This window comes from Paracoccus sp. SSJ (genome assembly GCF_030234105.1).
Taxonomy (GTDB): Bacteria; Pseudomonadota; Alphaproteobacteria; order Rhodobacterales; family Rhodobacteraceae; genus Paracoccus; species Paracoccus denitrificans.
The window spans coordinates 109,265-133,128 of the sequence record NZ_JASSPE010000012.1 but is presented as its reverse complement, the minus strand read 5'-3'; the positions used below and the strand labels follow the sequence as shown (position 1 = coordinate 133,128).

Genomic DNA, 23,864 nt, shown 5'->3' with positions numbered 1-23,864 from the left:
GGATGGGCCGGCGGCCAGGCGATCACCGTCCTGGGAAGCACCGCGCTCCCTTGGAGAATTGACATCAATCGGGCCTGCTTCCATTGTCGCCATCCTTGCCTTGCCCTGCCGATCGCGGAACGATGCTGAAATCTCTGATCCACCGGGTTCTGCCCAGAAGCTATATAACCGCCCGGCATGGAAGCGTCAGCCGTTGGGTGCTGGGCGCCGGTGCCTATGGCGCGGCACTGGCCACCACGATGGATCACACGCTGGCACGCGAGGTGTGGCGCCGGATGTGGACAGACGACTATCCCAGCGGGCTGGCGCGCCTCGCATGGTATGCCCGGCGCAGGTTCCCCGGACTGGACATGTCGGTCGATCCGCTAAGCCTGTTCTGCTCCGGCATGACGCCGCCGGAACTTCACGCCATGCGCCGGTTTCTTTTGCGGCATGGGCGGGTCGAGGACGAGGCTTTGCTGGGCGAGCTGTGCTTCATCTCGGCCAGCGCTGCGATCGAAACCTTCGGCACCCCTGACTATGTCGAGAATATCAGCCGGCTGCGTGCGGATGCCGGGGCGCTTCTGGACCGCAGCATTTCCCGGATGGCGGAGGCTGCCGATCCATCCGCGCAACCTTTGGCTGAATCCCCCCGCGCGCCCACCGCCATCTCCTCACGGGCGGGGTTTTCGCCCCTTGGTGCCGAAACCGCCTTGCGGGATACGCTGGCACTGCTCGAAACAGGGGGGTTCCGTCCCTTCATCCTGTCGGGCACCTTGCTGGGCGCGATCCGGGAAGGGCGGATGCTGGAGCATGACTACGACATCGATCTTGGACTATTCGCCGACGAAACCGACCTGACCCGTCTTGAACGGCTGCTGCATCACAGCCCCCCCTTCCGCTGCATACGCCACGAATGCCAGACGCTTATCCTGGACGCTCCAGCGGGCCTGCGGCGTCGCGACATGCCCGCCGTCTACAAGCTGCGCCACGCCAGCGGCATCATGATCGACGTCTTCCTGCATTACCGCGAGGACGATGTCATCTGGCATGGCACGGCGCTTTACCGATGGGAAAACAGCCCCTTCACGCTTTCGCCTTGCGATCTGGCGGGGATCAACCCGCTGGCCCCCGCGAATGCCGAGCAGAACCTGACCGAGAATTACGGCGACTGGCGAGAGCCGAAATACAGCTTTCACTGTGCGCTCGATACGCCCAATCTGGCGCTGTTCGCCGGCCCGATGGCGCTGGCGGTCGCGATACGCCGTTTTTCGATGCTGCTTTCGCGTCCGGCCGATGCCGCGCGATTGCTGGACCAGATGGCGGCGGCGGGCTTTATCGAGTCGGATCCTGAAAAAGGCTGGAAGATTTCCGAAGCGGTCTTCCGGCCAAGCAGCGGACAGGGCAGGGGTGGATGATGGCGCGCAGTCGATGCTAAGCGAACCGAACGGGAACAGGGAGACAGGAAGCATGGCCAAGCCGGCCGGCGGTCCCCAATGATGGAAGAAGACGGGACGGGATATGCGGCGCCCACTGCGCATTGACATGACGGACTGGCACCGGAATAAGCGCCTGTTAAGGCTGGCTTTGGCCGAGGGTCTTGGCAGGATCAGATCGTTCATGGAAAAAATCGACAGCGCATCCGTCATCCACATTTCCGCCGACATACCGGCGAAAGAACTGCACGACCGAATTTCGAAACTGCCCAGACTGAACTTCATTCATATAGATCACTCCGGGGTCAGCCAGAATCCCGAGGACAACGTCATCACCCTGGCGCGCCGCGATCCTGCGCTCAAGGAAAAGCTGGTGCACATGGCCAATGCCGGGTTCCACCTGTATACCCTGCGCGATGGCATTTCCTCGATGGTGCATCATCGCCGCATCTCCACGCTTTGGCGCAACGTGATCTCGGGCGAGGTTTCTGTCGATGCTAATGGGGTTTTCAGCAAGCTGGAAAGTGCTCCTTCCAGCATCGGGGAACCAAGGCTGCTGGTGGTGTTTTCTTCGATTGCGGGCAAGATGTACACGCCCAGCCTGATGCGGCATTTTGAGCAGAATTTTGCCACGATCGGCAAATACATTCCGAAGAACACGCATATTCTGAGGATTGTCGATTTCGGAGGAGTCGTCGGCTCGTTCTATCTCAACTCTCGTGCCCTGCCGAACAACGAGAAGCACATCGCCGCCCGGATCGCGGACACCGCAGCGAAGCTTGGCGTGGCGCGAGACAGGATCCTGCTCTACGGCGGCTCCAAGGGCGGGACCGCGGCCGCCTTCTATGCGTTGCGTCACGGTTGGCGCGGGGTGGCGGTCGACCCGATCCTTTCGGATGAGCATTATGTGCAGAAGTACCGCGACCTGCATTTCACCCTGAACACATATGCCGCGACCAAACAGGAACGCTTTGCGGAACTGGTGCAAGCCGTCCATTCCGAAGCGCAGCTTTCCGTGATCTGCTCCACCCGCTCGCCGCAATTCCCCTATATCGAAAAGATCCTGATCGAGCGGTTTCGCGACCGCTTCCTGTTCCTGAACTCGGAAAACCCCGAGATCCGCTCTCACCCCGATGTGGGGCGGCAGACAATCCCGCATAGTTTGGCGCAGATCAATCAGCATCTTGCCGGGCTGACGATCGTCGGCGGCTATCATACGGTCTGGTGATCGCCGGACGGTTGCGGAGCCGGAAGGGGGTTGCTAAGGGAGAAAATTCTTGGCGGGTCAGCGCGCCCGCCCTTTCACAGCGGAAAACGCCATGAATCTGACCGTCCATATCGGAACGACCAAAACCGGATCGACCAGTATACAGGTCTTCCTGCGCCATAATCGGGCGGCATTTGCCAAGAAGGGCATCTGCATCCCCGAGGTTCTAGGCGTGCAGGATCATCGCAATGCCGTTGTATCTGCGCTGAACTTTGGGCAATCGGAGAACCTGATGCAGCGCTTGGGGATCAATGACCCAGGCCAGCACGCCGTGTTCGCCCAGGAGACCAGCGCAGCCTATCGCGCCACCATTGCGGCCGAGGCTCCGAAAGAGGTTGTCATCACGAGCGAGCATTTGCAATCGCGCTGCAACCAGGAGGAGAACATCGCACGTTTCCGCGAGCTTTTCGCACAAGGCTTCGAGAACGTCCGTATCCTGGTCTATGTGCGCCCGCAGCTTGATCAACTCGTTTCGCTCTACTCGACGATCTTGCGGGACGGGCGCTCCGACACGATGGAAGAGCACATCTTTCGACACACCAAGAGCTTCTTCAATTACTTCGATCTGCACGGCCTCATTCGTCGCTGGGGAAGCGTCTTTGGGATCGAGAATATCCATGTGCGTCCCTACAGGGCGTTACCGCCCCCGCAGGAAGGTGGCGTGATCTCCGATTTTTGCCAGTTCCTGGGCCAAGACCATACCGATCCGCATTTCTCCCATCCAGTCGCGGCCAACGCCTCGATCAACCTCCAGGGGCAGGAACTGTTGCGTATCGTGAACGGCAATGGCGGGCTCAACCCCAAGCGGCGCCGGCAGGTCATCGCCTGGATCGAGGCCAATTGTTCAGGCAAGGGGGCAGAACCCACTCTCGCGCAGGCCCGGGCTTTCCAGAACCGTTTCGATGAAGGCAATGCCTGGGTGACCGAGACCTTCTTCCCCGATCACCCGGAATATCTGGAACCGCGCTGGCCCGAGGCCTGAGCGCCGCTCAGGCCAGCTTGGCAAGCGCCGGATGCTCGGGCGGGGCAAGGGGGGCGTTGTTGAGGCCGCAGACGATGTCCTCGAACTCGCGCATCGTTTCCTCGATATAGGCCCCGCCGATATCGGCAGGCTTCAACGGCGGCAGGCGGCCCTCGATGGCGGCCTTCATGGCCGCGGCAAAGGCTTCCTCGGTCGGGGCGACGATATGGCCCACCCCGTCCTTCAGCACCGAGCGGATGCCCGGAATGTCCGAGCCGATGCAGGACGTGCCAAGGTACAGTGCCTCGAGCAACGCCATGGGTTGTCCTTCGTAATCCGAGGACATTACGCAAGCTTGGGCATGCGCCAGCAGTGGATAAGGGTTTAAGATTTGGCCAAGGAAACGCACCTGTTCGGCCACGCCCTTGCGGCGAGCAAGCTGGACCAGCTTGTCCCGCAAAGGGCCTGTGCCGCAAATCAGCAGGACCGCATTGGGATGTTCTGAAGCGATGCTGGCCAATGCACCGATCATCCGGTCATAGCGCTTTTCCGGCGACAGTCGTCCAAGGGCGATGAATCGGAACAGCGTGGGGTCCTGGAACAGCAGGCCCGCCTCGGGATGGGCCAGCGAGACGGGCAGCCGCGCCCGTTCCGCCACCCGCTTGACATCCAGCGTATTGCGCACGGTGCGCGCCGGTCCGGTCGCGGGATAGTATTGCTTCAGATGCGCCTCGTTCACCGCCCGGGTTTCGTCGGAAACCGCCACGATCTGGTCGAAGCAGTGATAGAGCTGGAACACCGCGTTCAGTTGGCGATGATTGCGCGATGGGTCGGGGTTGTTGTATTCGGCCCAAAGATGGTTGTGCTGGTAGCAGACCTTGCGCCCGGCATTGCTGCACGCGATCACGCCGGTCCAGTAGGGCGCATAGCCGCCGAACTCGATGGCGACATCGAAGCGGGTATCGCCCAGAATCCGCCGGGCTTCGCGTTCAAAGATTCGCCGGATCACCGGCAGATCCTCGGGGTTCAGGTCGTTGCCGAGGCGGAAGTTCTGATAGATGGGCCGTTCTTCGTCAGTCAGCAGCATGTCGCCGCTGCGCAGGATCCAGTTGCAGCGGGGGTCGAATTCCTGGAACTGCTCCATGCGGTTCAGTTCTTTGTCCATGACCGGCGCGTCGATCAGGATGTAGGGGTCGAATCGCTCGAAATCGAGATTGGCGATCAGGCTCTTGAGCGAGGTGGTGATCCCGTTCGGGATCATTCCTCCTGGTCCGATCAGCAGGCGCATGCGTCCGTCCGGTCGGCGATGTTCCGTGCGCGCCTCTGGTTCCAGCAGGGCCGACAGCGCGGTTTCCGCCGCCCGGCCGTCTTCAAGCGGGGTAAAGCGCTGCCGCATCTGCTCGTAACCCGGGAAATCCGACGGCGGTCGGGCCGCGCGGATGGCCGCGATCAGGCCGGGAAAGTCCGTGGTGTCGGCGCAGGGCAGATCCTCGGGCTCCAGGTAGAGCCCGCGCTCTTCGCGGTAATGCTCGATGTCGGGCGTGAACAGGACGATCGGCCGATCCACGGGCAGGAAATCGAACAGGATGCTGGAATAATCGCTGACCATCACGTCGACGATGGTCAGGATGTCGTTGATGTTGTCGTTCTCCGCCAGCAGGGCGACATTGGAGGCCAGGTCGGTCTGGCGGACCTTCAGCATCTGATGCGCTGAAAAGAGGACGAAATACTCCGAGCCCAGCGACTGGGCCACCTGATTGCAAAGCCTGGCCTGATCGCTGAAGACCTGCGAGATCTGGGTCGAGTTGCCCCGCCAGGTCGGAGCGAAAAGCACGATCTTCCGGTTTTCGCGGATGCCGTAGCGGGCGCGCAATTCCTGCCCCGACACCTTCGGCACGATCACGTCGTCGACCCGCGGCGCACCGCAGGGAAACAGCGCATCCGCGACCAACTGATCCACATAACAGGGTCTGATGGTCGCCCAGTGATAGTATTCGCTCATCTCGGGGATGACGTCGGCCTGAAGGAAGTTCCGCTGCGAATTGGCCTTTGAGACCAGCGGTGCCGCCATGTCGCGCCCCATGGCCTTCATCGGGACGCCGTGCCAGGTGTTGCAATAGTGCTGGCCGGCGCGACGGATGAACCAGGTGGGGAAAGTGACGTTGTTGACCAGATAGCCCGCTTCCAGCAGGGCGATGCCGTATTCCGGCGTCCCGGCCTGCACCAGCGTCACATCGGGATTGCCGGAAACCTCGTCGGGCGGCGCCTCGCCCTCGACCGCCGTCCAGAAAATCCTGAACCGCCCCCGCGGCTGGCTGCGCAGCAGGGCGCGATACATGGCCAGCGGGTTGTCCGCGAACTTCTTGCCCCAATAGCATTCGAACAGGATCGTATCGGCCCGCGGTGCCACCCGGTCGAAGTTCTCGATATAAGCCTGCGCATCCAGCCCGCTTGCCCGGGCGGAACCCTCGGGCGACATCATTGCGCTGTAGCGCGCCTGAAGCAGGCGCGAGAGCCGCGCATAGGGGCCGATACTGCGGAACCGCGCATCAAGGGGCTTGTAGGCAACAAGAAGTTTGCGCAGTAATTTTTTTGTCATGTTCTGACACCATATTCTTGAACACGGCCGGGTAGAATCGGCAAACGAGTGGCGCGAAGAAAATGGCCTATATGGCTGGGATGAGCAATGGTGGCTCCTCCGGCCCGGCCTCGGGTTGCCGAATGGAGCCGGGACCGCGCCGCGGCGGGTTCGCGGCGGTCGGACCTGGACGGCCACCTCCGCCTTGCTGCTATCCTGCACGATGAACACGACGCAGGCATCGCAGCGCCGCTGGTCCAGACCCTTCGACTGGTCGCAACCCATTGGTATGGCGTCGATATCGTCATTTTCATCTCGTGGAATTACCGCGCCTTGACCGCCGCGTCCTTTCGCCGGCGGTCGGGTCCGATCCGGCAGGGAACGAGCTGCGGAGGGCAAGAGGACGCGGCGCAGACAGGCCGGATGTCCTTGGCCGGCCCCCTCGTGCATCCTTGCCCGGAAAGCCTGTGGCGGCGTGCATTTCCGGGGTCGCGGGATCGGGATGCCGGGTCATGATGTGTTGCTCATTCCGCCCGCCTGGGTAGAGCTTCGGTCAGGCGCCAGAAGAACGATGCGGCCGGTAGCCGAGGCGATCTGCGGGGCCGTGCAGGGTTTCAGCGCGCCCGCTTCAGTATGGCCGCCGGGCTCGTGCTCGACGGTTCGTCCGGTTGCAGGCTGCTGCGGATCATGGTGCTGGAAATCCCGTTGGTGCGTTCGAGATAGATCACCTCGCAAAGCGCGGAAAGATCGTCGAACTTGCCCTGCCAGTCGCTGCCCATGGTAAAGATATCGACGTGATAAAGCTTCACGTCGTGGGGTTTCTGTTCCCAGGTCCGTTCCGGGATGACCAGATCGACATAGCGCAGCGCCTCGAGATGAGCCTTGCGCTCTTCCCAGCTATGGAAGGCCTGCTTGTTCTTGCTGGCATTGAACTCGTCGGTCGAAAGGCCGACGATCAGGTAATCCCCAAGCGCACGGGCGCGTTGCAGCAGACGGATGTGTCCATAATGCAGGGTGTCGAAAGTGCCATAGGTCAGAACACGCCGCATCGCTTCGCTCCGGGCTTCCGCACCAGGCTCGGGCCACTCCCATCGTGGCCGCCAAGGCGGACAATCTATCATCTTGGGGCAGTCAAGGGGTTACTGCTATAGCACCTCCCGCAAAATGACAACCGTAGATCGTGCCGCTGTCATGGAAGTGACATGTCTTGTCACTATTCTCTGGCGCCCGCGATTGGCCGACATGCCCGCCTTGTTACGCCTCATGCGTGTCCGGCGGCGCACAGGTTCGCGCTTGGGCAGCATGAAGAAGCGCATGGCGAGGTTTTGTCGTCGCGACCCATCGCCGGCTTCTTGATCTGTCCCCTTCCGAGTGGTTCATGGGCTGTTGCAGCCCGCCCCACGAAGAAGGAATGGAATGGCGCGAAAGCACAGGCTCGGAGAGATCACCGGCGAATTGCCCGGAACGGTAACGGGCGCCCGCCGCCGCATCGGTGTGACAGGGCGGTGCCACCATCGCTTGCGCAAGGAACGTGGCGGCCCGCAGGCTGACCGGCATGGTTTTGCTCCGGTTCCGTTCCGCTCCACTTGCGGGCGACCATGGCGCCAGCGGCGACAATGCACTAACAACCAGGCCGAACCACTCGGCGGGGGCCGGTCAATCCCCCGGCCGCAGAACGATTGGATGCAGTATGACACATAGGACACTTGTCACCGGAGGTGCGGGCTTCATCGGCAGCCATCTCGTCGAACACCTAGCGGCGGCCGGCGAACGGGTCGTCGTGCTGGATAACCTGTCCAGCGGCAAGCCCGAGAATCTTCCGCCGCAGGTCGAGCTGATCGCCGGCGACATCACCGATGGCGCGCTGGTGGGCGAACTGGTGCAAGGGGTCGACTGCGTCTTTCATCTGGCGGCGCTGGTCTCGGTTCAGGAATGTATCAAGGACTGGGAACTTGGCCATCGGATCAACCTGGATGCGACGGTGGGGCTGTTCCACGCTGCCGCCAGGGCCCGGCCGGGCGGAGTCCCGGTGGTCTATGCCTCGTCGGCGGCCGTCTACGGCGACAGGTCGGGGTCGACATGCTGCGAAACCAGCCTGCCCGCACCGATCTCGCCCTATGGCGTCGACAAGCTGGGCTGCGAGCATCAGGCCCGCGCGATGGCCGAGATTCACAAGCTGCGGTCGGTCGGCCTGCGCTTCTTCAACGTCTATGGCCCCCGCCAGGACCCGGCCTCGCCCTATGCCGGGGTCATTTCCAAATTCTGCGCGAACCGTCTGGCCGACAGCCCCCATACCGTGTTCGGCGACGGCCTGCAAAGCCGCGACTTCATCTATGTCGCCGACATTGTCGAGGGGCTGGTCCGCGCCCGCGCCTATGCGCAGGGCCAGGAGGGGGCTGCCGTGTTCAACCTGTGCACGGGGGCCGAGACCACGCTTGTCGGCCTTGCTTCCGAAATCGACGGCATTGCCGACCGGGGTCCGACCCCGATCATCCATGCCGATCCGCGTTCGGGGGATATCCGTATGTCGCTGGGCGATCCGTCGCTGGCGGCGCGCGACCTGGGCTTTACCGCCCGGACCGACATCCGCAGCGGATTGAGCCGACTGTGGGCGTCGCTGACGGAAAGCCAAGCCACCTGACATTGTGCCCCGGGGCTTTGTCGGCGGAACGGATGGGGAAGGGGGCATGAGCCCCCATCCCGGATCGGCCGATACGTTCGCAGGATGGCGGAGAGATGGTCGCCTCAGACCCTTTCCAGCGCCACGGCGATGCCTTGTCCCACCCCGATGCACATGGTCGAGAGCGAGCGTTTGCCACCCGTCAGCGCCAGTTCCAGCGCCGCGGTGCCGGTGATCCGGGCGCCCGACATGCCCAGCGGATGCCCCAGCGCGATGGCGCCGCCGTTCGGGTTCACGCGCGGGTCGTCGTCGGCGATGCCCAGCTGGCGCAGCGTGGCGAGGCCCTGGGCCGCGAAGGCCTCGTTCAGCTCGATCACGTCGAAATCGGCCGGGGTCAGGCCCAGCCGCGCCATCAGTTTTTGCGACGCCGGCGCCGGGCCGATGCCCATGATGCGCGGCGGCACGCCCGCCGTCGCCCCGCCCAGCACGCGGGCGATGGGCGTCAGTCCATGCTTCCTCGCCGCCGCCTCCGAGGCCAGGATCAGCGCCGCCGCCCCGTCGTTCACCCCCGAGGCATTGCCGGCCGTGACCGAGCCGTTCGGGAACAGCGGTCGCAGCTTGGCCAGCGCCTCGGGCGTGGTGGCGCGGGGATGCTCGTCGGTATCGACCACGATGGGCTCGCCCTTGCGCTGCGGGATCGTGACCGGCGCGATCTCGGCTGCGAGCCGGCCGCTGGCGATGGCCGCCGCGGCCTTCTGCTGCGAGGCCAGCGCCATCGCGTCCTGCGCCTCGCGCGAGATGCCGTAGTCGTCGGCGACGTTCTGGCCGGTCTGCGGCATCGAGTCGGTGCCATAGGCCGCCTGCATCGCCGGGTTCACGAAGCGCCAGCCGATGGTGGTGTCGTGGATCTCGGCATGGCGGCTGAAGGCGCTTTCGGCCTTGGGCAGCACGAAGGGCGCGCGCGACATCGACTCGACGCCGCCGGCGATCATCAGCTCGGCCTCGCCCGCGGCGATCTGGCGGGCGGCGACCAGCACCGCGTCCATGCCCGAGCCGCAGAGCCGGTTGATCGTCGTGCCTGGCACCTCGACCGGCAGCCCGGCCAGCAGCGCTGACATGCGGGCGACGTTGCGGTTGTCCTCGCCGGCCTGGTTGGCGCAGCCATAGATCACGTCGTCCACCGCCTGCCAGTCGAGGCCGGCATGGCGTGCCATCAGCGCGCGCAAGGGGATGGTACCCAGATCGTCGGCGCGCACCGAGGACAGCGCGCCGCCAAACCGGCCGATGGGCGTGCGGATATAGTCGCAGATAAAGACTTCGGTCATGTCACAGCTCCGGTGCGATCAGGTCGGCGATATGGTCGGGCAATACCAGTTCGGCGCCGGTCAGCGCCTGCAACTCGTCCAGCGACAGGGAGGGCAGCTTTTCGCGCAGCACGAAGCGGCCGTCCTGAATGTCCACCACCGCCAGCGAGGTATAGACGCGGGTCACGCAGCCCACCCCAGTCAGCGGCAGGGTGCAGGCCTCCAGCAGCTTGGGCTTGCCGTCCTTGGTGACGTGGTCGGTGATGACGGCGACGCGCTTGGCGCCATGCACCAGGTCCATCGCGCCGCCCACCGCCGGCACGCCCTTGGGCCCGGTGGACCAGTTCGCAAGATCGCCGTTCTGCGCCACCTGATAGGCGCCGAGGATCGCCACGTCCAGGTGGCCGCCGCGCACCATGGCGAAGCTGTCGGCATGGTGAAAGAAGGCCGCGCCGGGCTTCAGCGTGATTGCCTTCTTGCCGGCATTGATCAGGTCCCAGTCCTCCTCGCCCGCCGGCGGGGCCTCGCCAAAGCCCAGCACGCCGTTCTCGGTATGGAACACCGCCTGACGGCCGGGGGGCTGGAACTTGGCCACCATCTCGGGGAACCCGATGCCCAGGTTCACATAGGCGCCGTCGGCGATGTCCTGCGCCGCGCGCCAGGCGATCTGGGCGTTGGAAAGCTTCGTGGTCATGCCTGCACCTTCTGGGGACGGGTGGGGGGATAGGCCGCGTCGGCGCGGTTCAGCGCCTCTTCCTGCGCCGGGTTCGCAACCTCGACGATGCCGGAGACGAAGATGCCCGGCGTCACGACGGCTTCGGGGTCGATGCCGCCCGGCGCGACCGCTTGCGTCACCTGCGCGATGGTTCGTGCCGCCGCCATCGCCATCAGCGGCGAGAAGTTCCGCGCCGCCATCCGATAGGTCAGGTTGCCGTAATGGTCGCCCAGTTCGGCCTTGATCAGCGCGAAATCGGCCTTGAGCCAGCGTTCCTGCACATAGGGCCGACCATCGAATTCGGCGACCGGCTTGCCCTTCGCCAGGTCGGTGCCATAGCTGGTGGGCGTATAAAAGGCCGGGATGCCGGCGCCGCCGGCGCGGATGCGCTCGGCCAGCGTGCCCTGCGGGACCAGTTCCAGTTCGATCTCTCCGGCCAGATACTTGTCGGTAAACACCCGCGGATCGGCCGAGCGCGGGAAGGAGCAGACCATCTTGCGGACCATGCCCTGCTCGATCATCGCCGCGATACCGACATGGCCGTTGCCGGCATTGTTGTTGATGACGGTCAGGTTGCCGGGGCTGCCGGTGGCCAGATAGCGGTCGATCAGCGCGTGGATCAATTCGATCGGCGCGCCCGACCCGCCGAAGCCGCCGATCATCACCGCGGCGCCGTCCGGGATGCCGGCCACGGCCTCGGCCAGATTGGGGATGCGTTTGTCCATGAACTCCTCCTGCGGGTTCCGGGGCGTTTCATGCGCGGCTATCTGTCCTGATGCCAGAGATTTCGTGCGTATGTTGACATTTGTTCAACTTGCGTAAAAATCTGTGCGCATGGTGAACAAGACCGACTTCATCGCCTCGCTTGCCAAGGGGCTTGGCGTGATCGAGGCGTTCCGGGCCGAACGCCCGCGGCTCTCCATCGCCGAGGTGGCCGAGGCGACGGGGCTGGACCGGGCGACGGCGCGGCGCTGCCTGCTGACCCTGCACGAGCTGGGCTATGCCGATTACGACGGCAAGTTCTTCACCCTGACCCCGCGCATCCTGCGGCTGGGCATGGGGGCCTTGGCTGCGATGCCGCTGGCGCAACTGGTGCAGCCCTGGCTGGACCAGCTGTCCGAGCAGATCGGGCAATCGACCTCGGTCTCGATTCTCGACGGCACCGAGATCGTCTATCTGGCGCGCGCGGCGCAGCGGCGGGTGATGTCCATCGGTCTGATGCCGGGCTCGCGGCTGCCGGCGCATTGCACTTCGATGGGCCGGGTGCTGCTGGCGGCCCTGCCCGGACCCGAGGCGCGCGCCATCATCGAGCGGTCGGACCTGACGCCCCGCACCCGCCACAGCCTGACCTCGCCCGAGGAGATCATGGCGCGGGTCGCCCGCGCCCGCGCGGACGGCCATGCGGTGATCGACCAGGAGGTCGAGCTGGGCCTGCGTTCGCTTGGCGTGCCGCTTTACAACGCCCACGGCCGGGTGGTGGCGGCGCTGAACATCGGGGTGGCGGCGGTGCATTCCTCGGCCGAGGAGCTGGTCGCGCTTTACCTGCCGGCGCTCTTGAAGGTGCAGGAGGGGCTGCGACGGGTGCTGCGATAGCCGGCATCGGTCCGGAAAGCCCTCTGCCGCCATCGTCGGATGGGGCTACTGTCGCCGTGCCGCCGAGCGCTGCGCTTGCAGCCAGCCCAGCGTCGCCTCGGTGGGCCCTTCGGGCCGGTATTCCGCGCCCAGAGGCCGGGTCCAGCCCAGGTCGTCCAGAACCGCATAGACATGGCGATAGTCCAGCTCGCCATGATCCGGCGTGCCGCGGTCCGGGACCGAGGCGATCTGCACATGCCCGAGTATCCCCAGATGCGCCCGCAAGCGGCGCGAGATGTCGCCCTCCATGATCTGCATGTGATAGCAGTCGAACATCAGCCGCAGGTTGTCATGCCCGGCCGCCTCGATGATCCGGGCCGCCTGGTCCGAGCCGGCCAGGAAATAGCCGGGCGCGTCATGGCGGTTCAGCGGCTCGATCAGGATGGTGATGCCAAGCGGCCGGGCCAGGCGGCAGGCATGGTCAAGATTGGCCAGGAAAACCCGCTCGGCCGCCTGCCCCTCGGCAAAGCCCGCCATGACATGGACCGCGCCGCAGCCGATGGCGGCGGCATAGTCCAGCGTGCGTCCGATCTCGTCCCGGGCCTCGGCCTCGCGTCCCGGCAGGGCGGCAAGGCCGTTTTCGCCCGGCCGGCCGCGCCGGGTGTTCAGGCCCAGCATCGGCAGTCCGGTCTCGGCCAGCGCGGCCGCGACCTGTTCGGGCGGCACCTCATGGGGCCAGTGGCATTCCACCGCGTCGAAACCGGCGCGATGCGCGGCGCGGATGGCCTGCGGCAGCGGCAGGTCGGCCCAGAGAAAACCCAGATTCGCCGAAAACCGCGTCATTCGTCCCCCAGACATGTCATGCAGCCGCACCAGTTCATCGACTTGCGCCGGTGTCAACGGGTTGGGCCTGGTCGCGCGCGGAGGCAGATCAGGTCGTCGGTTGGGCGCGCAAGCTGCCTTCGTGGACCCCTGGCTCACCGAAGAGCCCAACCCGGACGACATTGCCGGTCATCCAGGATCCGCGAGGGCGGCCGCCCAGGCGACGCGGCCTATGCGCCGCGGTGGATGCCAGGCTTTTCCATCGAGATGCGGCCCGAAAACCTCAAGCAGCATCGGTTTCGGGGGCAGGGGACGGACCTGCATCTGCAAGGCAAGGTCGTGGTGGTCATCGGCGGCCATACCCATCTTGCCCGTTCCGTCTGACCGGCCGGTGTCGGCGCAAGGGCGATCCTCATGGTTTCGATGGCCGCGGTCCATCGATGGGCAGGTCGTCGGGCCGTCTACGTCGCGCAGTCGCGAGCGTGGCAGCGCAAGGCGCCGCTTCAGATCGCTTTACCCAAAGGTGTGGAAGCGCTGCTCGTCGTCAATGTAGCTCTTTTGGCCGATTTCGCCTTCGTTCGATCCAAAGGGCATCTGTGCGCACAGCCTCCATGTCGCCGGCAGTTCCCATGCCCTTGCCGCCTCATTGTCGACCAGCGGATTATAGTGCTGGAGGCTGGCGCCGATTCCGGCATCGCTCAATGCGGTCCAGGTCGCGAGTTGCGCCATCGCGGTGGAATGCTCGGACCAGATCGGGAAGTTCTCGGCGTAGAGCGGGAATTTCCTTTGCAGATCGGCGACCACCGCCTGGTCCTCGAAGAACAGCACCGTTCCCGCCCCGGCGGCGAAACCGGCAAGGCGCCTTTCGGTCCTAGGGAAGTCCGCGGCCGGAACGATGGCACGCAAGGCATCTTTCACAAGGCCCCAGAACCTGCGGCTTTCGCCGTTGAACAGGATGACGGCACGCGAGCTTTGCGAGTTGAAGGAGGAGGGGGCCAGCCGGATGGCCTCGCGGATCAGGTGATCGACCTCATCCTGGGGCAGGGGAAGTTCGGCCCCCAGGGCATATTGCGAGCGGCGGTTTTTCAGAATGTCGAGCATGGTCTTTCCTGGTCGTGTGTCTTTTGGTGGGCAGATGCGGCAAAACGGTGCATGTCGCGGCCGGATGGCGCTATTTCGGTCTCAGGTGTTCAGGCTGGGCTTGGCCTGCGTCACCACCGCGTCGGGCGGGACGGAATCGGTCAGCCAGACGCCGCCGCCGATGACCGCGCCTTTGCCGATCTCGATCCGGCCAAGGATGTTTGCACCGGCATAGATGACGACATCGTCGCCGACCAGCGGATGGCGGGGTTGGCCCTTGACCAGCCCGCCCTCGCCATCGCTCTCGAACCGTTTCGCCCCCAGCGTGACCTGCTGATAGATCCGCACATTGCGCCCGATCACCGCGGTCTCGCCGATCACCACGCCGGTGCCGTGGTCGATAAAGCAGGCCGGGCCGATCTTCGCACCGGGATGAATATCGATGCCGGACAGCGAATGCGAATGCTCGGCCATGATCCGTGCCAGCATCGGCGCACCCAGCTTGTAGAGGCTATGCGCGATGCGATGGCGCAGGATCGCGGCGATGCCGGGAAAGCAAAGCACGATTTCGTCAAGGCTCTTGGCCGAAGGATCGCCCTGGAAGGCGGCGTTGATGTCGGTGTCGTGCAGATCGCGGATCTGCGGCAGCCCGGCCATGAACGCATCTGCGTCGGTGCGGGCCCGGCGGCGGCAGGGCAGTTGTTCGGCATCGGGTTGCAGCAGCCATTCAAGCTCCAACTGCTCGGTCAGGCGCTGGCGGATGGTTCTCAGCGTCTGTGCGACGAAAATGTCCGCCGTCTGCGCATTCAGCCCGGCCGGGCCGAAATGGCGCGGATAAAGCGCGCCCACGACATTCGACAAGAGCCGGATCACCACGGAGCGCGAAGGCAAGCGCGGCGTTGTCCGCCCCGGATAACGGCGCTGCTGCGAGGTGATGCGGATCAGCCGCAGCTTTTCGGCGATGACATCCAGCTGTCCGTCATCGGAGTTCGGGGGGTTGGGCTGGGACACGGGGTCGGAGCTTTTTCGAAAGGTCAGGATCGGGTTCTTTCGTCTTGGTCTGATGGAGGGATATTGCGGCCGCCCTGCCGGACCCAGTGCGGGCGCCCAGTCCGGGCGCCTGTCCTCGGGCAAGCGGATGACGGCTTCGGGGGACAACTGGTCGAGGAACTCCCCTGCCGCAAGATCGTCAAGCACGACATCGGCGCCAGGCAGGTCCAGCATTCGGCCGGCAAGGGCCATCGACCGATCCAGCCCAAGGCAGAGATAGGTGCGGTAATGGCGGTCCAGCAGCATCATGCGCCAGATCAGCGGCGCGATCACCGCATCCCGGGCATCCAGGACCGGCGCCGCACCCCGATTGTCGAAGCTGCGTTCGATCCGCAGCATCACGTCGCGCAGCAAGTGGATGGCGATGTCCAGGTCGCGGTGGTTTCTTGCCTTTGTCACCTCGGCCAGACGAGCGTCGGCGTCGGTGGCATGACCGATCAGGCCCTGCTGCCCGGCACGCAGTTCGGGATCGGTGGAAAACAGCGTGCCGGGACAAAGCGCGTCCAGCGCGGCAAGCATGGCCAGCGGCTCGCGAAGGACGAGGTCCTGCCGGAAGGGATCGGCCAGCCGCAATTCGGTGTGGGGCCCGACGACAGGCTTGGCAGGCCGGCCGCAAAGCACCAAGGCCAAAGCGGCGCGCTGCGCCGTCAGGCAATCCCGGGAGGCGATCAGACGCGGCCCTTGCCCGCGCGCGCATGGCATCCGCTGACTGCGGTCGTGCGCGCCGATAGACCGCGATCTCAGCATTTCCGGTCCAAGCGTCTCCGGCCCCGTCATGCATCGCGTCCCGGCACGGCGACATGGGGGCTGCTGCTGGCCTTGGCCACGGTCGCCGCCAGATTGTCCACGCCATGCGAGGTCTTGCGACGGCTTGGCAACCCCTTGTCCAGAGGCGGACGGACCAGTGCATCGCCCGGATCGGCGGATATTCGAGGCATGGGGAAACCCCCTTCGGCGTGATCCATGGGCCGGTGACAGACCCTTTTCGGGCTCATCATGCCATTCGGAGAAAAAAATAACGATAAAACGAGTCATGTTTTTTTGCATGCCGATGGAGAATATTTTTCTGCACGGTCCTGAGGTGCGAGGCGTTGACCCGCCATGGCGCGGCACCGGCGATGACAAGCGCGCTTGACGGCTGGGTCCGGCCCGGACGGGGAGGGGCCGCGATTATCCTGCCTGACCGCTTCGGCTATCCGACTGCGTCTTGGGAGAATGGGTTTCCCACAACGCAGGTTTCCTTCTCTCTCGACAGAAGGGGGAGGCAGGATCTTCTCCATTCCGTTCCGGCTTTGGAATAGTGGGTCGGTGTTAATGCGACTAGAGTTGTCGTGTTTTGTTGCGCAGGATCCGCACCCGATGCTTCTTACCACGATCACCACCCAACTCGACGAAATCGGAATTGCGCAAAGGCTGGCCGACGAATTCGCGGTCGCCGCAGCACAGGACGACCGCACGGCCGGCTTCCCGTTCCGGCATATCGAGGCGCTGCGCGAAAGTGGGCTGCTGGCGCTGACCGCCCCGCAGCAATTCGGCGGCAGGGGCGGCGGGCTTGAGATCGCGGCACAGGTCATTCGCGAGATCGGCCGGGGCGATCCGGCCATCGGCCTGGTGCTGGTGATGCAATATGCCCATCTGGCATTGCTTCATCGTGGACGCTGGCCGGCCGCGCTGGTGGCCCGTGTCGTGCGCGACGCCGCCACCGAGGGCGCGCTGATCAACGCGCTGCGCGTCGAGCCCGAGCTTGGCACGCCGATGCGCGGTGGCCTGCCGGCCACCGTCGCCCGCCGGATCGACAACGGCTGGCTGCTTTCCGGCCGCAAGATCTATTCGACCGGCAGCGAGGGGCTGCGCTGGGCCATCGTCTGGGCCCGCACGGACGAGGACGAGGCCCGCGTAGGGCAGTTTCTCGTCCCGATGCAAGCCGACGGCGTGCGGATCATCCCGGCCTGGGACACGCTGGGGCTGCGCGCATCCTCGAGCCACGACGTGCAGTTCGACGAAGTGCTGCTGCCGCCCGATTACGCAGTGGACATCCGGCGCCCGGCGGAATGGGCCGTTCGAGGCGACGAGACCTCGGCCTGGGTCAGCCTGCTGATCGCCGCGCTTTATACCGGCGTCGCCGAGGCGGGGCGCGACTGGATCGTCGCCTTCCTGAAATCGCGCGTGCCTGCCAATCTGGGCAAGCCGCTGGCCGAACTGCCCCGGATGCAGGAGGCGGTCGGTGCCATCGAGGAACGCATCGCCGTCAACCGCCGGCTGATCGGCTCGGCCGCCCGGGACATGGATGCGGGGCAGGTGCCTGCGGCGAGCCAGTCCGGGCTCATCAAGCATGTCGCCACCGAAAACGCCATCGCGGCCGTCGAGGGCGCGCTGAAGCTGGCCGGCAATCACGGCATCGCCCGCCGAAACCCGCTGGAACGCCATTACCGCGACGTTCTGTGCGGCCGCATCCACAGTCCGCAACAGGACAGCGTCATGGTCGCCGCCGGACGCGCCGCCCTTGGTCTTTGACAAGCAGGAGAACACCATGTCCGTCGAATTCATCGGTTTCATCGGCAACCACAACGCCTCGGAGACCATTGCACGCCAGGGTCCGGTCATCGATCGCGACTTCATCCGCGCATCGGCCGCGATCCATGAGGCTGCGGGCTTCGACCGCGTGCTGCTGGCCTTCCATTCCTCGACCCCCGACAGTCTGTTCGTCGGGCAATATGTCGCCAGCGTCACCCGGCGGCTCAAGCTGATGCTCGCGCACCGGCCCGGCTTTACCGCGCCCACGCTGGCCGCACGACAGCTTGCCACGCTGGACCACCTGACCGACGGGCGCATCGCCGTCCACATCATCACCGGCGGCAACGACCGCGAACTGGAACAGGATGGCGACTGGCTGACCAAGGACGAACGCTATGCCCGCACGCGCGAATATCTGGATATCGTCCGGCAGGAATGGAGCAGCGAGACGCCGTTCGACTATCACGGCGACTATTACCGGGTGAAGGGCGCCCTTTCGGACATCAAGCCGAGGGGCCCCGAGGGCATTCCGGTCTATTTCGGCGGCTCCTCCCCCGCCGCAATCGACGTGGCGGGTCAGCATGCCGATGTCTATGCGCTGTGGGGCGAAACCTACGACCAGGTGGCCCAGACCATCGCCGCCGTTCGCGCCTCTGCGGCCCGCCATGGCCGCAACCCCCGGTTTTCGCTGTCGTTGCGGCCCATCCTTGCCGAGACCGAGGATGCGGCATGGGCCAAGGCCGCCCGCATCCTGGAACAGGCCAAGGCCCTGCGCGCGACTGGCGGCGAGCCGCGGCTGGTCAACAAGCTGAACCCCGGCCAGCCCCAGAACGAGGGTTCGCGCCGCCTGCTGGCCGCCGCCGCCCAGGGCGCGCGCCTGGACAAGCGGCTGTGGACCGAGATCGCCGCGCTGACCGGCGCCAACGGCAACTCGACCTCGCTGGTCGGCACGCCCGATCAGGTGGCCGAGGCGATGCTGGACTATTACCGGCTGGGCATCTCGACCTTTCTGATCCGGGGCTTCGACCCGCTGACCGATGCGCTGCGATACGGCCGCGAGCTGATCCCGCGAGTCCGGGCGCTGGTCGCATCCGAACTCACCTCCAGCCATGCTGCCGAATAAGGGAAACATCATGACCCGCAACATCGTCACCACATCGCGCCGCAACCTTCTGCGCTCGGGTATCGGCGCCGCGCTGGCCGCGCCCTTCTTGGGCCTTGGCGTGGGCTCGCTGGCCCGCGCGCAGGGCGCAGGGGGGCTGAAGCCGCTCCGCTTCGCCTCGAACGCCTCGGCGATCTGCCTTGCCCCGGTCTTCGTCGCGCAGGACCACGGGATCTTCGAGAAGCATGGGCTGGACGTCGAGATCGTGAACTTCGGCGCCTCGACCGAGGCGCTGCTGGAGGCCATCGCCACCGGCAAGGCGGATGGCGGCGTCGGCATGGCGCTGCGCTGGCTCAAGGCGCTGGAGCAGGGCTTCGACGTCAAGATAACCGCCGGCACCCATGGCGGCTGCTCGCGCCTGGTCGCGCTGCAATCTGCCGGGATCCGGGAACTGGCCGATCTGAAGGGCAAGACTATCGGCGTCACCGACCTTGCCGCGCCGGGCAAGAACTTCTTCTCGATCCTGCTGCACCAGGCCGGAATCGACCCCGAGACGGATGTGAAATGGCGGGCCTTCTCGACCGACGTGCTTGAGATCGCGGCCGAGCGGGGCGAGATCGACGCCATCGCCGACGGCGATCCGCGTGCCTATTTCTGGCTGCACGACACGCCCGACAAATATGTGCAGATCGCCACGAACCTGGACCATGGCTTCGAGAACCGCGTCTGCTGCATCGCCGGCCTCAGCGGCAGCCTGGTGCGCGACGACCCCGATACGGCCCGGGCGCTGACCCGCGCGCTGCTCGAGGCGCAGGACTGGACCGTGGCCCGTCCCGAGGACGCGGCCAAGGCGTTCCTGCCGCAGGCGCCCAAGAACCGCAGCGTCGAGGACCTGATCGCGGTGCTCAAGGACCAGACCCACGATCACACGCCCACCGGCGCCGACCTCAAGACCGAGATTGCGCAATATGCCGAGGAGTTGCGCGCGATCAACGTCTTCCGCCGCTCGACCGATCCGCAGCAATTCGCCGAGCGGGTCTATGCCGACGTTCTGACGGCCTAGGAGGACAGAATGGCTTCCATCGATATTGCGCCCGGCGCCGGCACAGGGGCAGGGGCGCATCCGCCGGGCCCCATCCAGCGCGTGACGCTGCTTGCCTCGCTGGGCTGGTTCGCGGCCGTTGCGATCCTGCTGTTCTGGCAGGACCTGACCTTCCAGCCTCTGGTGCGGGAACTGGCTCTGGTCTGGGGCGCCGTGGGCGGCGTGCTGGTGGTCCTGGGACTTGGCGGCAACCGGCTGGGCCGTGTCGGTCGCTGGACCGCCCAGCGAGCGCCCTGGCTTCTGGCCATCGGCATCGGCGTGGCGATCTGGACCGTGCTGACCGCCAAGACCGGCATCCTGCCCCAGCCCTTCTTTCCCACGCCGCAGGCGATGCTGGAGGTGTTCATCTATGACTGGCCCAAGATCCTGCACAGCACCTCGTTCTCGGTCTGGCTGCTGGCGAAGGGCTTCTTCTTCGGCGCCGTCGCCGGGTTCCTGATCGGCGTCGGCATGGGCTGGTCGCGGGCGGTCAGTTATTGGGCCACGCCGCTCTTGCGCTATGTCGGGCCGCTGCCCGCGACGGCGTGGCTGCCGCTGGCCTTCTTCATCTTCCCCAGCTCGGGTTCGGCCAGCGTGTTCCTGATCGCCTTTTCCACCGCTTTCCCGGTCGCGGTGCTGACATGGTCGGGCATCGCCTCGGTCAATCGCGACTATTACGAGATCGCCCGGACGCTGGGCGCCTCGCCGCTGTTCCTGATCCTGCGGGTGGCGGTGCCGGCGGCGCTGCCGCATGTCTTCGTCGGCCTGTTCATGGGCCTGTCCACCTCTTTCGCCGTGCTGGTCGTGGCCGAGATGCTGGGGGTCGAGGCGGGCCTGGGCTGGTATCTGCAATGGGCGCAGGGCTGGGCGGCCTATGCCAACATGTATGCCGCGCTGTTCGTGATGGCGGCGATGTGCTCGGGGCTGATCACGCTTCTTTTCCGCATCCGCGACCGGGTGCTCGTCTGGCAGAAGGGAGTCGTCCGGTGGTAGCACAGGCCCTCAAGATCATCCCGCAGCAGGCGGGCAGCGCGATCAACATCGAGGCGGTTTCGCACCGCTTCGACCTGGAGGGTGCGCCGCTGCCGGTGCTGGACGACATCGGCTTCGATATCGAGCCGGGTTCCTTCGTCGCGCTGCTGGGTCCTTCGGGCTGCGGCAAGTCCACGCTCTTGCGGCTGATCGCAGGGCTGGACCATCCGGTGCAGGGCCATATCCGCGTCGCGGGCGCCGAAGTGGCCGATCCCGATCCCTCGCGCATCCTGGTCTTTCAGGATCCCACGCTGTTTCCCTGGCGCACGGTGCGGGCCAATGTCGCGCTTGGGCTCGAGGCGCAGGGCACGCTGAAGGCCGAGGGCCACCGCGTGGACGAGGCCATCCGGCTGGTCGGCCTGTCGGGTTTCGACAAGGCCTATCCGCACCAGCTTTCGGGCGGCATGGCGCAGCGCGTCGCCCTGGCCCGGGCGCTGGTCAACCGGCCCAATGTCCTGTTGCTGGACGAACCGCTGGGCAAGCTCGACAGCCTGACGCGGCTCGCGATGCAGACCGAACTGACGCGGCTGTGGCAGCAAAGCGGGCTGACCGCGGTGCTGGTGACGCATGACGTGGAAGAGGCGCTTTACCTGGCGCAGCGCGTCATCGTCTTTGGCCCGCGCCCGGCGCGTATCGTGGCCGATCTGGCCGTCGATCTGCCCTATCCGCGCCATCGCGGCGATCCCAGGCTGGCCGAGTTGCGGCATGAGGCGCTGGGCCATCTGGGTCTGGATTCGAGCTGGTAGGGGGGAAGCTGGTGATGAAGATCGCGATCACGGCGCTGCTGCTGGCCGCGCCGCTGTCCTTGCCGGCCATGGCGCATGTGCATCTGGCGCCCGAACAGGCGCGGCAGGGCAAGACGGTGGAGCTGGCCTTGATCGTCGGCCATGGCTGCGCCGGCGCCCCGACCACAGGCTTGCGCGTCGCGGTGCCGGCCGGGCTCGCGGATGTCGTGGCGGTCGAAAAGCCGGGCTGGCAGGTCTCGGCCGGGCCGGAGGAGATCGGCTGGCAAGGCGGTCCGCTGCCCGATGGGCGCAAGGAAGGGTTCGGCTTGCGTGCCACGGTAACGGCCGACGCGCCCGAAACCATCGCCCTGCCGGTGATCCAGACCTGCGGCGACAGCCAGCTGCGCTGGATCGAGCCCGACGCGAAAGCCGACCATCCCGCCCCGGTGCTGCGCGTTCTGCCGGCGCAATGATCGGCGGCAGAGCCTTTCGGTCCGTTCTGGCCGGGCTGGCTGCGCTGATCTGGTCCGCCGGGCTGGCGCTTGGCCATGCCAGCCTGATTGCCGCCGACCCGCCCGATGGCGCGGTGCTGCAGACCGCCCCGCCCGTGCTGTCGCTGACCTTCAGCGAACCGGCCCGCCCATTGGTCGCGCGGCTGACTGCCGCCACGGGCGAGAGTCGGCTGCTGGACCCGCCGCAGGTGCAGGGCAACCGCCTGATCTATGCCATGCCCCCCGATCTGGACCGGGGCAGCCATCTGCTGTCATGGCGCGTGACGTCGGGCGACGGGCATCCGGTCGCCGGGGCCAGCCTGTTTTCGCTGGGCGAGACCACCGGCACGATCCAGGCCGCGCCCGGGGCGCCGCCGGCCACGCGCGCCGGGCTGTGGCTGCTGCGTGCCGTGCTGGTCGCGGCATTGCTGATCGGTGTTGGCGGCGCGGTGTTCCGGGCCTTTCTGTCGGACGAGCCCCGGCGCGGATCGCCTGTCGCGGCGGGGGCGGGGCTTCTGGCCCTGCCGCTGGTCTGGGGTTTTCAGGGCCTGGATCTGCTGGCGCTGTTCCCCGCCGGCCTGTTGACTTCGGCGCCCTGGCGCGAGGGTGCCGCAGGCGCGCCGGGGCTGGCGCTGGCCTTCGCCGCCGCCGCGCTGCTGGCTGCTTGGCTGCCGGGCCGCATCGCCGCCCTGCCGGCGCTGCTGCTGGCCGGGGCGGCCGCCGCGAGTTCGGGCCATGCGGCGACGGCGGCGCCCGGCCTGCTGATGCGGCCGGCGGTTGCTGCGCATGTGGTGGCGGCGGCGCTGTGGATCGGCGCGCTGGTGCCGCTGCTGGCCGATCTGGCGCGCGGTCGCCGCGGGGCATTGCGGCGGTTCTCTCGGCTGATCCCCTGGGTGCTGGCGGTCGTCCTGGCCTCGGGCACCGCCATCGCCCTTGTGCAGCTGGGCCGTCTCGCCGCGCTTTGGAGCACCGATTACGGCCGCGTGCTGCTGGTCAAGCTGGGGCTGGTGGCGCTGATGCTGGCGGTGGCGCTGGCGAACCGGCTGCTGCTGGCGCCGCGCGCCATGCGGGGCGACGGCGGTCCGCTGCGGCTCGCCATCGAGGTCGAGCTGGCGCTGGTCGTGCTGATCGTCGCCACGGTGGCGCTGTGGCGCTATACGCCGCCGCCCCGCAGCCTGCCGTCCGTCCTGCCCGAGATCCGGTTGCAACTCGCCTCGCCCGCGCTGTCGGCCGAGATTGGCGTGTCGCCGCCCCGGGTCGGGCTGGTCTCGGTCACGGTTTCGGACCTGCGGGTCGATGGCCAGCCGGTCACGCCCAAATCGGTCGAGGTCGAACTGTCGAAGCCCGCCTATGGGCTGGGGCCGTTCCGCCACGAAGCCGCCCCCGATTGCGGCGTGGTGGATGCCGGGCGCTTTCTCTTGCCCCTCGACGGCTACTGGGTGCTGACGCTGCGCGTCCTGGTCAGCGATTTCCGGGTCGAGGAACTGCGCGACCTGATCGAGATCGCGCCGGCCTCCTGACGCGGCGATTCGCAG

22 protein-coding genes are annotated in these 23,864 nt (G+C 66.1%); 13 read left to right on the top strand and 9 right to left on the bottom strand.

Going from position 1 to position 23,864, the window contains the following annotated elements; translation table 11 throughout:
- Positions 1-122 precede the first annotated feature (122 nt).
- The 3 genes from QPR87_RS14535 (at position 123) to QPR87_RS14525 (ending at position 3,664) form a co-directional block, all read left to right on the top strand.
- The gene (locus QPR87_RS14535; RefSeq protein WP_285049982.1) at positions 123-1,397 is read left to right on the top strand and encodes a LicD family protein; all 1,275 of its coding nucleotides are present in this window, start codon (positions 123-125) and stop codon (positions 1,395-1,397) included.
- Positions 1,398-1,599: 202 nt separating this feature from the next.
- Entirely contained in the window at positions 1,600-2,643 is a 1,044-nt protein-coding gene (locus QPR87_RS14530; RefSeq protein ID WP_049792445.1) for an XcbB/CpsF family capsular polysaccharide biosynthesis protein, read from the top strand.
- A 91-nt stretch (positions 2,644-2,734) separates the two neighbouring features.
- The gene (locus QPR87_RS14525; RefSeq protein WP_231000717.1) at positions 2,735-3,664 is read left to right on the top strand and encodes a hypothetical protein; all 930 of its coding nucleotides are present in this window, start codon (positions 2,735-2,737) and stop codon (positions 3,662-3,664) included.
- A gap of 7 nt (positions 3,665-3,671) precedes the next feature.
- Here the strand turns inward: QPR87_RS14525 and QPR87_RS14520 are convergent, their stop codons facing one another.
- Both QPR87_RS14520 and tagD read right to left on the bottom strand, forming a co-directional pair.
- Positions 3,672-6,242: a glycosyltransferase gene (locus tag QPR87_RS14520; RefSeq protein ID WP_285049981.1), complete on the bottom strand. Its 2,571-nt coding sequence runs from the start codon at positions 6,240-6,242 to the stop codon at positions 3,672-3,674.
- Between the two features lie 593 nt (positions 6,243-6,835).
- Positions 6,836-7,270, bottom strand: a complete 435-nt coding sequence (gene tagD / locus QPR87_RS14510) for a glycerol-3-phosphate cytidylyltransferase (protein WP_011751243.1) — start codon at positions 7,268-7,270, stop codon at positions 6,836-6,838.
- A 641-nt stretch (positions 7,271-7,911) separates the two neighbouring features.
- Here tagD and QPR87_RS14505 point away from each other — a divergent pair.
- Positions 7,912-8,862, top strand: coding sequence for an NAD-dependent epimerase/dehydratase family protein (locus tag QPR87_RS14505; RefSeq protein ID WP_011751241.1), 951 nt, complete (start codon positions 7,912-7,914; stop codon positions 8,860-8,862).
- A gap of 104 nt (positions 8,863-8,966) precedes the next feature.
- On the opposite strand, the gene pcaF is transcribed toward QPR87_RS14505, so the two are convergent.
- Genes pcaF through QPR87_RS14490 form a run of 3 tightly spaced genes read right to left on the bottom strand, consistent with a single transcriptional unit; the run spans position 8,967 to position 11,585 of the window.
- A complete protein-coding gene (gene pcaF, locus QPR87_RS14500) occupies positions 8,967-10,166 on the bottom strand; it encodes a 3-oxoadipyl-CoA thiolase (protein ID WP_285049978.1) in 1,200 nt (399 codons plus the stop codon).
- A gap of 1 nt (position 10,167) precedes the next feature.
- Entirely contained in the window at positions 10,168-10,839 is a 672-nt protein-coding gene (locus tag QPR87_RS14495) for a 3-oxoacid CoA-transferase subunit B (RefSeq protein WP_285049977.1), read from the bottom strand.
- On the bottom strand, positions 10,836-11,585 hold the full coding sequence (locus QPR87_RS14490; protein WP_285049976.1) for a 3-oxoacid CoA-transferase subunit A: 750 nt from the start codon (positions 11,583-11,585) through the stop codon (positions 10,836-10,838). Before QPR87_RS14490 ends, QPR87_RS14495 begins: the two co-directional genes overlap by 4 nt.
- A gap of 109 nt (positions 11,586-11,694) precedes the next feature.
- Between QPR87_RS14490 and QPR87_RS14485 the strand changes: the two genes are divergently transcribed.
- Positions 11,695-12,453 (top strand): IclR family transcriptional regulator domain-containing protein, encoded by a 759-nt coding sequence (locus tag QPR87_RS14485; protein WP_285049975.1) that lies wholly within the window; start codon positions 11,695-11,697, stop codon positions 12,451-12,453.
- Between the two features lie 45 nt (positions 12,454-12,498).
- Here QPR87_RS14485 and QPR87_RS14480 read toward each other — a convergent pair whose 3' ends face one another.
- Positions 12,499-13,275 (bottom strand): hydroxypyruvate isomerase family protein, encoded by a 777-nt coding sequence (locus QPR87_RS14480; protein ID WP_104492885.1) that lies wholly within the window; start codon positions 13,273-13,275, stop codon positions 12,499-12,501.
- Between the two features lie 225 nt (positions 13,276-13,500).
- On the opposite strand from QPR87_RS14480, the gene QPR87_RS14475 reads away from it, so the two are divergent.
- Positions 13,501-13,638: a hypothetical protein gene (locus QPR87_RS14475; RefSeq protein ID WP_231000723.1), complete on the top strand. Its 138-nt coding sequence runs from the start codon at positions 13,501-13,503 to the stop codon at positions 13,636-13,638.
- A 129-nt stretch (positions 13,639-13,767) separates the two neighbouring features.
- Here the strand turns inward: QPR87_RS14475 and QPR87_RS14470 are convergent, their stop codons facing one another.
- From QPR87_RS14470 to QPR87_RS14460, 3 genes are all read right to left on the bottom strand, one after another.
- Entirely contained in the window at positions 13,768-14,355 is a 588-nt protein-coding gene (locus tag QPR87_RS14470; RefSeq protein WP_285049974.1) for a nitroreductase family protein, read from the bottom strand.
- 81 nt (positions 14,356-14,436) lie between these two features.
- The gene (epsC, locus tag QPR87_RS14465; RefSeq protein ID WP_285049987.1) at positions 14,437-16,005 is read right to left on the bottom strand and encodes a serine O-acetyltransferase EpsC; all 1,569 of its coding nucleotides are present in this window, start codon (positions 16,003-16,005) and stop codon (positions 14,437-14,439) included.
- 152 nt (positions 16,006-16,157) lie between these two features.
- Complete coding sequence (locus QPR87_RS14460) at positions 16,158-16,322, bottom strand: hypothetical protein (protein ID WP_285049973.1); 165 nt, start codon at positions 16,320-16,322, stop codon at positions 16,158-16,160.
- A gap of 421 nt (positions 16,323-16,743) precedes the next feature.
- Between QPR87_RS14460 and QPR87_RS14455 the strand changes: the two genes are divergently transcribed.
- From QPR87_RS14455 to QPR87_RS14425, 7 genes are read left to right on the top strand one after another with little or no spacing between them, the layout of a single operon-like run.
- Positions 16,744-17,898: an acyl-CoA dehydrogenase family protein gene (locus QPR87_RS14455; protein ID WP_285049972.1), complete on the top strand. Its 1,155-nt coding sequence runs from the start codon at positions 16,744-16,746 to the stop codon at positions 17,896-17,898.
- A 16-nt stretch (positions 17,899-17,914) separates the two neighbouring features.
- On the top strand, positions 17,915-19,021 hold the full coding sequence (locus QPR87_RS14450; protein ID WP_285049971.1) for an LLM class flavin-dependent oxidoreductase: 1,107 nt from the start codon (positions 17,915-17,917) through the stop codon (positions 19,019-19,021).
- A gap of 10 nt (positions 19,022-19,031) precedes the next feature.
- Positions 19,032-20,063, top strand: coding sequence for an ABC transporter substrate-binding protein (locus QPR87_RS14445; RefSeq protein ID WP_011751230.1), 1,032 nt, complete (start codon positions 19,032-19,034; stop codon positions 20,061-20,063).
- A 9-nt stretch (positions 20,064-20,072) separates the two neighbouring features.
- Entirely contained in the window at positions 20,073-21,074 is a 1,002-nt protein-coding gene (locus QPR87_RS14440) for an ABC transporter permease (protein WP_285049970.1), read from the top strand.
- Entirely contained in the window at positions 21,068-21,859 is a 792-nt protein-coding gene (locus tag QPR87_RS14435) for an ABC transporter ATP-binding protein (protein WP_285049969.1), read from the top strand. Before QPR87_RS14440 ends, QPR87_RS14435 begins: the two co-directional genes overlap by 7 nt.
- Before the next feature lie 14 nt (positions 21,860-21,873).
- Complete coding sequence (locus QPR87_RS14430) at positions 21,874-22,311, top strand: YcnI family protein (protein ID WP_233901986.1); 438 nt, start codon at positions 21,874-21,876, stop codon at positions 22,309-22,311.
- Positions 22,308-23,849 (top strand): copper resistance CopC/CopD family protein, encoded by a 1,542-nt coding sequence (locus tag QPR87_RS14425; protein WP_285049968.1) that lies wholly within the window; start codon positions 22,308-22,310, stop codon positions 23,847-23,849. Before QPR87_RS14430 ends, QPR87_RS14425 begins: the two co-directional genes overlap by 4 nt.
- Positions 23,850-23,864 lie beyond the last annotated feature (15 nt).